Source organism: Bacillus sp. NS1 (genome assembly GCF_058248265.1).
The window spans coordinates 470,904-484,137 of record NZ_JBZAZF010000003.1 but is presented as its reverse complement, the minus strand read 5'-3'; the positions used below and the strand labels follow the sequence as shown (position 1 = coordinate 484,137).

Genomic DNA, 13,234 nt, shown 5'->3' with positions numbered 1-13,234 from the left:
ACGAGTGTGTCATACGTTTGTCTGTACTGCAAAAACATAAAAAAGCATTTTAAAAAACCATCGTCTTAGGAAACGATGGTTTTTGATTTCTGCGCCTTGAAAAATAGGCGTTCTGATTGTGCTGTCGGCTCTGAATCCGTAAAATCAGCTGTCACGCGATGAAGCTGAAAGCCGCAGCTCTTCAGCATTTCTTCGTATTCATCCACCGGGTACGTTCTTTGCTCGTGCATCTCATCAAAGCGGTCATACGCCTCTCCGTTCCACACAAAAAAAGACATGTCATGAATGACAGAAAGCTCTTCACTCCCGGCAAAGCTCTGCCAAATATAGCTGATATCTTCATCTTGGTCAGCAAATGTGCTATCCGGAAAGACTTCGGCCATTTTATAAGATGAGTGAACATCAAACAACAAAATGCCTCCAGGCTTCAGCACTCGAAATACACTTTTAAAGGTTTCGATCACATCATTTTTCGATTTTAAATAATTTAATGAGTCACAGCATATCGCAACAGCGTCAAACTGGCCATCAAAGCCGGTAATCTCTCTCATATCCTGCTGAAGAAAAAGAATAGGCTGGTTACTAGAGACCTTTTGCTGGGCGTAGGAAAGCATTTCCTCACTGAGGTCGATCCCCGTGACCTCGAAGCCTTTGTCGGCAAGCCGGATTGAGATTTCTCCCGTGCCGCATGCAAGATCGAGGATACGGCCTTTTTCCGGGAGAGATGTTTCAATCCACTTTGTCCATTGATCGTAAGGTGCGTGTGACATTAACTCGTCATACACGCTTGCAAAGCCTTGGTAAATCATTGGTTCAATCCAAGCTCAAGATCTGCGAGCGGAGCGTCCCCCCACAGCTTTTCAAGGTTGTAGTAGCTTCTTTCGTCCTTGTGGAAGACATGGACAATCACATCACCAAGATCAACGAGCACCCATCTTGCTTCATCGAAGCCTTCCATCTTTTTGACTTGAATGCCGTTTTCTTCAGCTTGATCTTTGATTTCACGGGCAATCGCTTGCACCTGTTTATCTGAATTCCCGTGGCAGATCAGAAAATAATCAGCAACCAGAGAAATGCCTTCCATATCCAGTGCTAAAATATCCTCTGCCCGTTTATCATCGCAAGCCGCAGCTGCGATCTTTAAAATGGACTTTTGGTTCATTCACAAATTCCTCCTGTTCAGTTGCCAGACACAAGCCAGTTATACGTTGAAAATGTGTCTGGAAAAACCGGTTGATTTTTTTTCATAAGAAACATCATTGTATTTTTGATGGATTGAATCAGCGCTTGATTTAAATCTGTCTCAGCAAGTTTACGTACCTCATCGACACCGGGAAATGCTCGGTTGGGCTCAATGTAATCGGCAACGTAAATGACTTTTTCTAAAAGTGTCATGCCAGGCCGCCCAGAGGTATGATACCTGATGGCGTCAAGAATGTCTTCATCTTGAACTCCAGCTTCTCTTTGGACCAAATAAGCGCCGACCGGAGCGTGCCATAGCTCCGGATTATGATCCAATAAATGTGAAGGCATTTTTTCTCGCGCAATAATTTGTTTCATTTCTTCTTTCGGGCGGAATTTGGCGTAATCATGAAAGATAGCTGCTGTTTCCGCTTTTTTAGGGTCGGCTCCAAAACGCTCCGCAAGTTCGATCGCCGTGTTCATCACGCCAATAGTGTGGGTATATCGGTGTTCGGTCAATTGCTGCTTAACGCATGCAAGTGCCTCCTCACGATTCATATAAACCATTCTCCTCTACATACTTCTTCACTTTGTCAGGGATTAAGTAGTCAGTGGGCTTCTTGCTTTTAAACCGTTCTCTTATCATAGTTGATGATACCTCAAATTCCGGAACGTCTGCAAAGAGAAGCGGATAAGGGGTTTCAACATGAAAACCGGGGCGCTTTACTCCAATAAATTGAATGAGGTTCAGCAGCTCGGCCAGCTTATACCATTTCGGCAAATATTCAATCATATCGGCACCGATAATAAAAAACAACTGATCATTCGGATAACGCTGCTTCAGTAAAGAAACGGTATCAAAGGTATATGAAGGCCCTTCTCTTTCCATTTCAGCGAGTTCCAACTTAAAGGACGGATTAGACTGAATCGCAAGCTTCAGCATTTCCACGCGATGAAAGCTGTCCGTATAGTTTTCGTCCTGTTTATGCGGCGGAATTTGATTGGGCATAAACCAAATTTCATCAAGCCCCGCTTGATACAGCACCTCATTGGCCATTAAGAGGTGACCGTTATGCGGAGGATCAAACGTGCCTCCGAAAATTCCGATTTTCTTCATTTCAACCACCTTTAAGGAAGCTCGATTTGTTTATTTTCCTTTGATTCCTTATATAACACAATCGTATTGCCGATTGTCTGCACCAATTGAGAGCGGCTTCCTTTTACTAGGGCTTCCGCTACATCGTTTTTATCCTCTTCGCAATTCTGAAGAACACTGACTTTAATCAGCTCTCTCGCTTCAAGCGCCTCAGCAATTTGCTTAATCATGTTGTCGTTTACTCCGCCTTTACCTACTTGAAAAATCGGCGTTAAATGATGCGCTTTTGAGCGCAAAAAACGTTTTTGTTTACCTGTTAACATTCTGTTCCTCCTAATTTTCCTATGACAATTGATCTCATTTTTTCAATATCAGGCTCTTGTCCAGTCCACAGTTGGAAAGACAATGCTGCTTGTTCAACAAACATGCCCACTCCATCGAGTGTTTTCAGGCCTTTTTGGTTTGCTTCTTTTAAAAGAGCCGTCTGAATTGGATTATACACGATATCACATACGACGGCACTGCTTGCGGCACGCTGTAATGAAATCGGCACATCGTTCACGTTCGGATACATGCCCACAGACGTTGTATGGATAATAACATCATACTGCTCAAGCCTTGCTTCTGCTTCTTTTATGCTTAACACTTCTTTATTGTGAAACGAGGGAGTGGATTCTGTAAGCTGCTTTGCTTTTTCCAACGTCCGGTTGCAAATGTCAAACTTTATCGGAACATTGCGGGCAATTGTTGTGAAAATGGCTCTTGCCGCTCCGCCCGCGCCGATCATTAAGAATGACAGTTCAGAGATGGGCTTATCCAATACCTTCATCAATGACTTCACAAAGCCTTCCCCGTCGGTATTGTATCCAACAAGCTTGTCTCCCTCTCTTCTGACCGTATTTACGGCACCGATCACTTTTGCACTATCATCAATATGATCCAGGTAATCCATAATGGAAACCTTATGCGGAACAGTCACATTGATTCCTTGTACGCCAAGTGCTTTTATTCCTTTTACCGCATCTTCCAGATCATCCTCTTCTACCTTGAAAGCATGGTAATGTCCGTCTAGACCGAGATCTTTCAATGATGCGTTATGAATATCAGGTGACATGGAATGGCCAATCGGATTTCCGATAACTCCGTACAGCTTTTTCATACTCCTCTCCCCTTTTCATTAAATTAATGAGCGCCGAACAAATACGTGAACGCCTTTAGGCGCGTAAGCAGTTACTTTTTTATCGGCGTCATGCACTGTTACCCAGCCTAACCCTGAGAAAACGATATCTGTCTTTTTGTCTTTTATCGTAAACGTATGGGCGACCAATTCCGGAAACTCATCCATTTCATCTTTTCCCGGAGGTGTGAGCAATTCCCCTGCATGCTTTTCATAAAGCGCGTCTGCATTTTCCAGTTTTGTCCTATGAATCATCAGCTCATTCGGCATATAGCAAATAAAAGGAGCCCTTTCTCCGGACACATAATCGAACCTTGCAAGCCCGCCAAAATACAGTGTTTGCTGATCGTTAAGCTGAAATGTGCGAGGTTTCAGCTCCTTTTTAGGAGATAGGATTTTAAGATCCTTTTTATTGACATAGTGCGCCATTTGATGATGGTTGATAATTCCCGGTGTATCATAAAGCGCTGAGCCGTCGTCCAGCGGGATTTCAATTGCATCAAGAGTTGTGCCAGGAAATTGGGATGTCGTAATAATATCTTCTTCACCTGACACTTCTTTAATAACCCGGTTAATAAAGGTTGACTTCCCTACATTGGTACATCCAACAACATAGACGTCTTTTCCGTTGCGATAATGCTCAATCGCATCAATCACTTCTCTGATCCCCTGGCCGCGTCCCGCACTGACCAAAAACACGTCAACCGGTTTTAAGCCAAGCTCTTTCGCTTCACGCTTCATCCACTGGATCAGACGCTCTCTTTTCAAAGACTTAGGCAAAATATCCGCTTTATTTCCAACCAATAAGATAGGGTTTCCTCCCACCAAGCGTTGCAGCCCATTGATCCAGCTGCCGTTAAAATCAAAAATATCAACAATTTTAACAACGAGAGAATCCGTTTCCCCAATACCATGAAGAATATTTAAGAAATCATCATCTGTTAAGGAAACATCTTGTATTTCATTATAGTTTTTCAGTCTGAAGCAGCGCTGGCAAATCACATTCTCTTTCGTAAGCGATGCAGGCGGCGCGTATCCCAGACCTGTTTTGTCCTCGGTTTGGATTGTAACTCCGCAGCCGATACAAACAACCTTTTCCATTTCTTACTCCTCCCACTGAATGTGCCCTTTTCGTTTGAGAGCACTCAGTATTCTGCGTTCGACCTGGCGGTTAAAGCGCGTAATGAATCCATCAGAGGAAGCGACAGGCACGACCAAAATTGTATGGTAGCCGTTTCGGTTTCCTCCGAGTACATCGGTCAGCAGCTGGTCTCCTATGACAACGCAGTCCTCTTTTTTTAGCTCCATATTGCGCACCGCTCTGTTAAAGGCTTTGCCCATCGGTTTTCTTGCTTTGTAGATGAATGGGATTCCAAGCGGTTCTGAGAAAAGTTTTACTCTTCTCTCATTATTATTAGAGACAATCGTCACTTTAATGCCGTGCTCCTTCATTTCTTCAAACCACTCGATCAAACGCGGCGTCGCGTTTGGTCTGTCCCACTCAACAAGCGTATTATCCAGGTCGGTAATAATTCCTTTTACATTTCGTTCTTTTAATTTCTCAGGTGTAATATGAAAAATATTTTTTACAAACTCGTCAGGTAAAAAAAACTTTTTTAACAAAACCCGCACCCTTCCCTTTTCTTTCTCTCAAAATGATTGTCGAAAAAAATCGAACTTGCGCCTAAAGAAAAACTGAGCAAAAAAATTTCGACAAAAATTGGGTTTCTTCACCAGGTGTGGATAAAATTACACACACTATCCACTCTTATTACATCACTCTTTAGACAAATTATAAACACGATACTCACAAGTTATCCACTTTCTGGTGTGGATAACAGAACGATTGTTCTTATATGCAATTCATGGTAGATTAAAGATAACTTCAGCCACAGATGAACGCAACTTATCAATATATGCGTTAAAATCATGAATGATTCCAACTTTTAAGGAGGTGTCTCTCCCATTAATTGGGTTCCTAGCATGAGAAAACTGTCTGATGAATTACTAATAGAATCTTATTTCAAAGCCACCGAAATGAATTTAAACCGTGACTTTATCGAGTTAATTGAAAACGAAATAAAAAGAAGATCGCTCGGACATATTATTTCCGTATCTTCTTAATAGGAATTTGTCTATTTTTTCCGGGCGTATTTCCTTTTTTTACTCAGATGACTGATATTATATCACTTCAGTTACGGGCTTTACTACTGTTTTCAGCAAAAAACACCCCTAAAAGAGGTGTTTTAAAGGGCCGGTTCCTACGCTAACCAATATATGCCGCCCACAACTAGGAGAACAACAACTAAAACAACAATAAAAGCGTATCCATATGCTCTGCCTGCGCCATACATGTGAAGCGCCTCCTTAAATAAGGTTTATAACAGCCTATGTAGGAGAAATAAAACGGCTTAGGCCGTTGTCCGGCTCAGTACTTCAAAACCTGCCCATCTTGTATTCCTTCATATACAATCCTTGCCCCTTTAGGTGTCATATGATTGCCTGAAGGATCTATCAGACCGGATTGGATAAGCGCTTCATCAGTTGCTTCTCCGCCGTCTGCTTCTATAAAATGCTTCCAGTTGTCTACAAGAGGGACATCCAGGCGCTTCGACACATCTCTTGTAATATCGTTGTATGAGTTGTGCCATTTCCTCGCCCCGCCTTTCGGTTCAAAAGCAGCTGCTTTATATCTCGAATAGTAAAACAGATGATGCTTCCCGTTTCCTTCAATAATTGGGATACATGTCATTAGGATTGGCTTGATCTCGTGTTCTCTGCTTTCTTTAATAAAATAAACCAGATTTTCTCTAAAACGCTGCTTCGACACTCTCGGTTTCCCCTCAGTCAATATCGCGGCGTCATTTGTGCCGAACATAATAAACAAATACTTCGGTTTTTGATCCAGCACATCTGTCTGAAACCGCAGACGGGCATCCTCTGTCGTCTGCCCGCCAATTCCCGCATTGAGTATATCAAGCTTTCCGCGTTCAGCCGTTTTTAATATATTGACCCACTGCTGTGCTTTTGGATAATCGCGATAATCCCAATTAGAGCCTCGCGTATTACTGTCACCAAATGCTACAACGTCTTCATATCCCCTTCCCTCGCATCCTGCTGTAACGAACAGCAACAGGAAAAGAATGAAAAAATGCTTCATCTTTACACCCCCAAAAGCCTCACCTTAATGTTATACCTCTGTTTCCCTTGATTCAACGAAGAGTTTTTCGTTACACTGCTTTTTCTATAGTTAACGTGTCCCCCTCAATGAAAATCATTCTTTCACTGCGACATATCAGGTGATTCTTTTCAAATTCCCTTCTTCTCAATTGAAAAAACACGCAATGAATAGGAAAGAAAATAACCTGAATCCACACTGGAAACAGGTTATCCCTTGAATTCAGCATTCACTTTAACTTCGATTTAAGCTTGGCCTTAGTTTTTGGTCCATAGATACCGTCTGCAGTTAATCCGTTCATGAGCTGAAAACGCTTGACGGCATTCGCTGTTTTTGGTCCGTAAACCCCATCTATCCCATTATTTTTGGCACCCTTATCAGGATAAAAATGAAGCGCGGTTAAAGCCTTTTGCAGCTGCAGGACTTTCGTGCCCTTTCGGTAAGGCGAAGTGAGTTTGATAATCCCTGACGGCAGCGGATATGTTGGAGATGACTCTTTTGGAGGTGTATCGGAGGAAGAAATTCCGTTTATAAAAGAGCTCCAGTGATCCAAGAGTTTGCGCGGACATTCTTTTCCGGACCATTTTTTGTGGGGAACGACATGTTTCAGCGGAATGTTGTTTTCCTTCATTAGTTTTCGGATCAGCCACTGGGCATTTGCTGTTGCTTTTTCAAAATCGCCGTCAGCATTTTCACAGATTTCAATCCCGATCGATTTGCGGTTCCCTGTCCCATTTGTGCCGTCGCCCGCATGCCAGCCGTTTTCATCTATCGGAAGATGCTGATAGATGACTGAATCATCAACTGTAAAATGCCAGCTGACAGATGTGCTTGGATTTTTCACATAATTGGCGTGCATTTTCGCATCTGCGCCTTTTTCGGTATTTGCCGTATTATGCACCGTAATGTAAGCAGGAGTCATCGCATAGCCAGGACGATTATCGTTCGATGCCGGAATAAAATCCTTTTTTATCGTTACCATTTCACATCCCTCCCTACTATTAAAGAATGCAGCAAACAGAGAGATGGACAGCCTATTTTACAAGATAAAAAAGAATTGTGTTCCCAAACATGATTTTCAGTTGAACCGTTGAAATGACACCAGTTATACTAACCCTAGATGACGGAGGTTTTGGCTCCTGACATCATCTTAGTTGGGAGTGACCATAGACATGTTCAAAAAGATTCTAGGTATCATCGTGGTGTTTACGATCATTGCAGTCGTTTTTTTTCAGAAAGAAGCTTGGCTTGATGCGATCAAAGCAGGAGGGCTGTTTTCTGTTTTATTCAGTATGCTGCTGATTGCTGCCGATGTTTTTTTCCCAATTGTGCCGTTTGCTTTGGTTGCCGCTTTAAATGGCGCTGTGTTCGGAATGGCCAATGGGATTTGGATTACATTAACCGGCTCAATGCTTGGTACAATGATGCTGTTTTTTCTCGCCAGGTACAGCTTTAGAGATTGGGCCAGAAAAAAAGTTCAGGCCTATCCTGCCATCCAAAGCTACGAGGCTCTCTTCCACAAAAATGCTTTTGCCGCTGTTTTACTAGGAAGACTTATTCCGGTCATTCCTTCTCTTGTCATGAACGTGATATGTGGACTGAGTCAGGTTCGCTGGCATGTTTTTTTCTTCGCGTCTTTAATAGGAAAAATCCCGAATATTATCGTTGTCACCATTGCTGGTGCTAATTTTACCAGCAATAAATTACTGTCCTTCAGTATTTACGGAGCCTACATTCTGATCATGATGCTGATCATTTATAAAAAGTTCCCTCATCTGCTGAAGGCACAAAAAAAATAAGGAGGCCTGTTTGCCCCCTTATTTTTTTTCTGTTGCATGGCCACCGAATTCATTCCGAAGTGCAGCCACAACCTTTCCTGTAAACGTATCGTTTGTTAAAGAACGGTATCTCATCAGCAGCGACATGGCGATCACCGGAGTTGCCGTCTGCAGTTCAAGCGCTGTTTCCACTGTCCATTTCCCTTCACCTGAGGAATGCATAATGCCTTTGATCTGATCCAGCTTTGCATCTTTAGAGAATGCTCGCTCAGTCAGCCCCATAAGCCAAGAACGAATGACAGAGCCATGATTCCACACTCTCGCAACTTTTTCGTAGTCAAAATCAAATTGGCTGTTTTCAAGTACTTCGAATCCTTCACCGATCGCCGCCATTATTCCGTACTCAATGCCATTATGGATCATCTTCAAGAAATGTCCGCTTCCCGGCTCACCCGCATATAGATATCCGTTTTCGACGGCAGTATCCTGAAACAGCGGCTCTACAATCTCCCATGCTTCGGGATCACCTCCCACCATAAAACAGGCTCCATGGCGCGCGCCTTCCATTCCGCCCGACGTTCCGGCATCAAGATAATGGATACCCGCTTCTTTCATTTGATTGTAGCGGCGAATCGATTCTTTATAATGAGAGTTTCCGGCTTCAATGACAATATCGCCTTTGTTTAATAAAGGTGTCACATCACGCAAAACAGCATCGACAACGCCATGCGGCACCATAACCCATAGTATACGCGGCGTGTCTAATGAAGAAACCAACTCTTTTAGATTCGTTGTCCCCTTAGCCCCATATGCTTTCAGTTCATCAACAGCCGCTTGATTTACATCAAACCCGACCGCTTGATGATTGCGATCAATGAATTGCTTTCCTATGTTTATGCCCATTTTCCCTAAGCCGATTAATCCGATTTTCATGTCTGTTCCTCCTGGTTTTCTAAAAAGCCTATAATCTTTATGTTCCCTTTGAATTGTATTGTGATACGCAAAAAACAAATGAGTCTTACAGAATTTCACTGCGCCCCTTCATTTTGATTTGTATGTTGTTCAGCATCAGCTTTTCTTTTTCCGAAGTACTATAGGCCGCTTTACTTGCACGACTGCAAAATCAGGTGCATTTCTTATGGAAGCCTTATGTTTTTATCTCCCTATAACCGACTCTCCTTTTATGAAGATCACAAGTTTATCCTTGATTTACCATCTACTCGAGTTAAAATATGGGAAGAGATCGATTTCTTTAAAAGAAGGTGACACGTTGCACGATCAATCTCACACTCTCATCGGAGTTACGAAAACCGCTGCATACTTTTTATACGCCACACTTGGAATCATCGGACTTACGATTGGATATTTGATCCCGCAGTTTGCGAGATGGGCATTTTCCCTTCCATGGATTCCTTTTGAAGGCCGCTCAGGCTGGTCACCTCTTTTCAGGCAGCTGCATTTATCACTGCGCTGCTCGGAATGTCTGCGGGGATTTGGTTCGCCTACTCTGTTATTTCATTACTGCTGACTGTAAGGATAACAGGTGACACAGTGAAATTAATCAAAGGAAAGAAAGTGCAAACGATTCGTTCCAAGGACATCGCTCTTGTGTTTATCGATCACAAACGGCTTGTCCTCCTAGGAACAGCTGGATATGAATTGGCACGGGAAGAAATTGATGAAAAACCAGTAAACGTCGAGAAGGCCTTTAGACAGCATCATTACGAATGGGCAGCTGATGGTGATCCGTTTAAAAATCAGTTTCGTCGGTGGATACCTGGTGCACCAGACCTTTCGCCAGGCGCCCATGCTTTATTGAAAGCCCGTCACAACGCACTGAAAGACGAGGAAACAGACGATATTGAAGAATTCCGTCTCGAACTGGCACAGCTAGGCGTCGTCGTTCGAGACGAAGGAACACGCCAGTATTGGCGAAAAGCACAAACCTATCGCCCGAACATTCAGCATGGCGAAGGATCATAACAACAGAGGCTCAAGTAAGAGCCTCTTCTTTTTACTGCACAATAAACAGCACTCTGGTGCCGTCAGGATAACCGCTCATTTGATTCCCTACCCACGAGCCAGCCCCGCGATTATCAGAAGGTGTGACATATCGGACATCAGCTCCTGCGCCGCCTTCCTCACAAACCGCCATCGGCCACTCATCCCTGTCATAGCCCGGCTTCGTCGGAATTCCTTTTAATGATTCCTGCCGCCTTTTGTCCGCTCCATCCCTGTCGATGGTACAAATATCAGAATGCCCCTCTGCAATCGCATCTTTAATATGATCCCCTGTTTCCGGATAACGAGACAGCGGAAAATACAACACTTTGTCATACAAAGAAGCCCCTTGGATCTGCTGCGGAACCATTAAACAAAGAAGAACTGCCGCAGCAAGAAACAGGCCTGCCATCCATTTTTTCATTCCCATCCCCCCATACATTTGTTCATTTCAATGTATGGGAGCTTGATAAAGATTATTTTTAAAATTTAAAGTTAGTATACTGTTCACAAAAGCCAGGCTCCCCTGCGAGAAATTTCCCGGTACAGACACAGACAGCCTCCCGCTCACATACATTTACATATAGGCTTTTGCCTACATACTTTTGTGGAGGTGACGATGGTGACAGGTGTTTTCGCAGCGCTCGGCTTTGTTGTTAAAGAGCTTGTCTTTTTAGTATCTTACGTGAAAAACAATGCCTTTCCACAACCGCTCTCAAGCAGCGAGGAAAAAAAATACTTAGAACTCATGGCTAAAGGGGATGAACATGCCAGAAACATGCTGATTGAGCATAATCTTCGCTTGGTCGCCCATATTGTGAAAAAATTTGAAAATACAGGTGAAGATGCAGAGGACTTAATCTCCATCGGAACAATCGGGCTGATCAAAGGAATTGAAAGCTATTCCGCTGGAAAAGGGACAAAGCTGGCGACGTATGCCGCGCGGTGCATTGAAAATGAAATCCTCATGCATTTGCGCGCATTGAAAAAAACAAAAAAAGACGTTTCCCTTCATGATCCGATCGGGCAGGATAAAGAAGGGAATGAAATAAGCCTGATTGATGTACTAAAATCAGAAAACGAAGACGTGATTGATACGATCCAGCTCAATATGGAGCTTGAAAAAGTGAAGCAATACATTGATATTTTAGATGATCGTGAGAAGGAAGTGATTGTCGGGCGGTTTGGGCTTGATTTGAAGAAGGAAAAAACGCAGCGAGAGATTGCCAAAGAGCTTGGTATCTCGCGCAGCTATGTGTCGCGGATAGAAAAGCGGGCGCTGATGAAGATGTTTCATGAGTTTTATCGGGCGGAGAAAGAAAAGCGGAAGAAAGCGAAGGGGAAATAACGCAGAAGAGGCCGGATCTCATATTCCGGCTTTCTCTATTCATTTAAAGGTTTCTTTTCATTGAAATAGGAAAAGATTTATGAAAATCATTTTTTGTCATCACTGATAGCTCTCCAAGATAAGCCGGTCTGGGTCGTACCAAATAACCTTACTAGTCCGCCCTTTACTTGCATCCTCCCTCAAACGATTCAAAGCCGGACGTATACTTCAGCACATCCTTAGTCCCCGCTTCTTTATACAGGCCTCAATCTGACTGTCAATGCTCGATCCCTTTATTGCTTGTTCCTCTGTTTAACCCCCTACATATATCGCTAGCATCTAGATGTACTGCCTATAAAGTTTTAATAAATAATAATAGCTTCGTTAATGCAATTGTCAGCTTGCGGTCCCTCGATGATTAATATCTTCATAAAACGCATCACCCCTCGGGTAATGCTATGTAATAGCTGTTTGTTCAAATGAGGTGATTTTCAATAAGTATGAAAACATATAAAAACACCGATAGTTTGAAGCCATTGGTATTTTCTAGAATATCTACTACCCCACCAGGCCCTCAATAAAGCGAAACAATATAAAGGCTTATTATTAGCGTTTGTTTGTTTTGATTATGAGCGTTTACAACGATTTATGCGTATTTATGAGTCACCTCTTAGATAAGCCATACAATCATCGGTACTTTTTGTTTATAAGTTGTTTATAAGAAGGTATATATCAAACATGAATACAAATGTTTTAGCTTAATCTACAGTTATGAGCTTTTATTATGGGAGGGAATTATAATAGGACATAATCACAACCATGCTCAGGGCGATCAAATAAAAAAGTATTAGCGATCTCGTTAATCATTATTACAGGTTATATGATTATTGAAGCTATAGATGGTTTTTTAACAAATAGCCTGGCACTTTTATCAGATGCAGGGCATATGCTAAGTGACTCTATCTCATTAATGGTTGCCCTAATTGCATTTAAATTAGCTAAAAAAAAAGCAAGCCCTAATAAAACTTTCGGCTATAAACGTTTTTTGAGATTCTTGCAGCTGTGATAAACGGTGTCGCATTAATTCTTATTGCTCTTTATATAATATATGAAGCGATCGAACGTTTCTCTAATCCACCAGTGGTCGCAACAACTGGCATGCTTACTATTAGTGCCATCGGGGTAGTAGTGAATATGTTGGTCGCATGGATTATGCTGAAGGGCGGAGATACGAGAATAACCTAAACATAAGAGGAGCTTTTTTACATGTTTCAAGTGATATGCTAGGCTCTGTAGGTGCCATTCTAGCTGCCATTTTTATCATTTTTAATGGGTGGGGCTGGGCAGATTCACTAGCAAGTGTAATTGTAGCTATTCTTGTTCTAAGAAGTGGTTACAATGTGACTAAAGATTCCATTCATGTTTTAATGGAAGGAACTCCACAAAAAATCAAAGTTACTGACATCATTCTTACAATTGATCATCACTAATATTT

The 13,234-nt window shown here is 42.5% G+C and carries 15 protein-coding genes and 3 pseudogenes; 5 read left to right on the top strand and 13 right to left on the bottom strand.

From position 1 onward, the window contains the following. Window positions 1-65 precede the first annotated feature (65 nt). From AC4CV5_RS12885 to AC4CV5_RS12850, 8 genes are read right to left on the bottom strand one after another with little or no spacing between them, the layout of a single operon-like run. The gene (locus AC4CV5_RS12885) at window positions 66-809 is read right to left on the bottom strand and encodes a class I SAM-dependent DNA methyltransferase (protein ID WP_490922955.1); all 744 of its coding nucleotides are present in this window, start codon (window positions 807-809) and stop codon (window positions 66-68) included. Continuing rightward, window positions 806-1,162, bottom strand: coding sequence for a ribosome silencing factor (rsfS, locus tag AC4CV5_RS12880; RefSeq protein WP_166850602.1), 357 nt, complete (start codon window positions 1,160-1,162; stop codon window positions 806-808). Before rsfS ends, AC4CV5_RS12885 begins: the two co-directional genes overlap by 4 nt. A 17-nt stretch (window positions 1,163-1,179) precedes the next feature. Beyond that, complete coding sequence (gene yqeK, locus AC4CV5_RS12875) at window positions 1,180-1,740, bottom strand: bis(5'-nucleosyl)-tetraphosphatase (symmetrical) YqeK (protein ID WP_166850599.1); 561 nt, start codon at window positions 1,738-1,740, stop codon at window positions 1,180-1,182. Continuing rightward, window positions 1,730-2,299 (bottom strand): nicotinate-nucleotide adenylyltransferase, encoded by a 570-nt coding sequence (locus tag AC4CV5_RS12870; protein WP_490922953.1) that lies wholly within the window; start codon window positions 2,297-2,299, stop codon window positions 1,730-1,732. The genes yqeK and AC4CV5_RS12870 overlap by 11 nt, the downstream gene beginning before the upstream one ends. An 11-nt stretch (window positions 2,300-2,310) precedes the next feature. Continuing rightward, window positions 2,311-2,601: a ribosome assembly RNA-binding protein YhbY gene (yhbY, locus tag AC4CV5_RS12865; RefSeq protein WP_003226133.1), complete on the bottom strand. Its 291-nt coding sequence runs from the start codon at window positions 2,599-2,601 to the stop codon at window positions 2,311-2,313. Then, on the bottom strand, window positions 2,595-3,437 hold the full coding sequence (aroE, locus tag AC4CV5_RS12860) for a shikimate dehydrogenase (RefSeq protein ID WP_222143199.1): 843 nt from the start codon (window positions 3,435-3,437) through the stop codon (window positions 2,595-2,597). The genes yhbY and aroE overlap by 7 nt, the downstream gene beginning before the upstream one ends. A gap of 18 nt (window positions 3,438-3,455) precedes the next feature. Then, window positions 3,456-4,556: a ribosome biogenesis GTPase YqeH gene (gene yqeH, locus AC4CV5_RS12855; RefSeq protein WP_166850590.1), complete on the bottom strand. Its 1,101-nt coding sequence runs from the start codon at window positions 4,554-4,556 to the stop codon at window positions 3,456-3,458. Between the two features lie 3 nt (window positions 4,557-4,559). Continuing rightward, the gene (locus AC4CV5_RS12850) at window positions 4,560-5,078 is read right to left on the bottom strand and encodes a YqeG family HAD IIIA-type phosphatase (protein WP_003226126.1); all 519 of its coding nucleotides are present in this window, start codon (window positions 5,076-5,078) and stop codon (window positions 4,560-4,562) included. Window positions 5,079-5,438: 360 nt separating this feature from the next. Here AC4CV5_RS12850 and AC4CV5_RS12845 point away from each other — a divergent pair, with 360 nt between their 5' ends. Then, on the top strand, window positions 5,439-5,579 hold the full coding sequence (locus AC4CV5_RS12845; protein WP_003226124.1) for a sporulation histidine kinase inhibitor Sda: 141 nt from the start codon (window positions 5,439-5,441) through the stop codon (window positions 5,577-5,579). A 304-nt stretch (window positions 5,580-5,883) separates the two neighbouring features. On the opposite strand, the gene AC4CV5_RS12840 is transcribed toward AC4CV5_RS12845, so the two are convergent. Both AC4CV5_RS12840 and AC4CV5_RS12835 read right to left on the bottom strand, forming a co-directional pair. Further along, complete coding sequence (locus AC4CV5_RS12840; protein ID WP_373923106.1) at window positions 5,884-6,615, bottom strand: SGNH/GDSL hydrolase family protein; 732 nt, start codon at window positions 6,613-6,615, stop codon at window positions 5,884-5,886. A 247-nt stretch (window positions 6,616-6,862) separates the two neighbouring features. After that, a complete protein-coding gene (locus AC4CV5_RS12835) occupies window positions 6,863-7,615 on the bottom strand; it encodes a peptidoglycan recognition protein family protein (protein WP_373923105.1) in 753 nt (250 codons plus the stop codon). A 190-nt stretch (window positions 7,616-7,805) separates the two neighbouring features. On the opposite strand from AC4CV5_RS12835, the gene AC4CV5_RS12830 reads away from it, so the two are divergent. After that, entirely contained in the window at window positions 7,806-8,432 is a 627-nt protein-coding gene (locus AC4CV5_RS12830) for a TVP38/TMEM64 family protein (RefSeq protein WP_222143202.1), read from the top strand. Window positions 8,433-8,450: 18 nt separating this feature from the next. On the opposite strand, the gene gnd is transcribed toward AC4CV5_RS12830, so the two are convergent. Continuing rightward, complete coding sequence (gene gnd / locus AC4CV5_RS12825; RefSeq protein WP_490922952.1) at window positions 8,451-9,344, bottom strand: phosphogluconate dehydrogenase (NAD(+)-dependent, decarboxylating); 894 nt, start codon at window positions 9,342-9,344, stop codon at window positions 8,451-8,453. Window positions 9,345-9,681: 337 nt separating this feature from the next. Between gnd and AC4CV5_RS12820 the strand changes: the two are divergent. Further along, window positions 9,682-10,394: pseudogene (locus tag AC4CV5_RS12820) on the top strand (YqeB family protein). Between the two features lie 31 nt (window positions 10,395-10,425). Here AC4CV5_RS12820 and nucB read toward each other — a convergent pair. Then, window positions 10,426-10,836, bottom strand: coding sequence for a sporulation-specific Dnase NucB (gene nucB, locus AC4CV5_RS12815; RefSeq protein WP_003226105.1), 411 nt, complete (start codon window positions 10,834-10,836; stop codon window positions 10,426-10,428). Between the two features lie 195 nt (window positions 10,837-11,031). On the opposite strand from nucB, the gene sigK reads away from it, so the two are divergent. After that, the gene (gene sigK, locus AC4CV5_RS12810; protein WP_013308023.1) at window positions 11,032-11,760 is read left to right on the top strand and encodes an RNA polymerase sporulation sigma factor SigK; all 729 of its coding nucleotides are present in this window, start codon (window positions 11,032-11,034) and stop codon (window positions 11,758-11,760) included. 120 nt (window positions 11,761-11,880) lie between these two features. Here the strand turns inward: sigK and AC4CV5_RS12805 are convergent. After that, window positions 11,881-12,036: pseudogene (locus AC4CV5_RS12805) on the bottom strand (recombinase family protein); the annotation flags it as partial. Window positions 12,037-12,539: 503 nt separating this feature from the next. Here AC4CV5_RS12805 and AC4CV5_RS12800 point away from each other — a divergent pair. After that, window positions 12,540-13,220, top strand: a pseudogene (locus AC4CV5_RS12800) (cation diffusion facilitator family transporter); the annotation flags it as partial. Window positions 13,221-13,234: the final 14 nt, after the last annotated feature.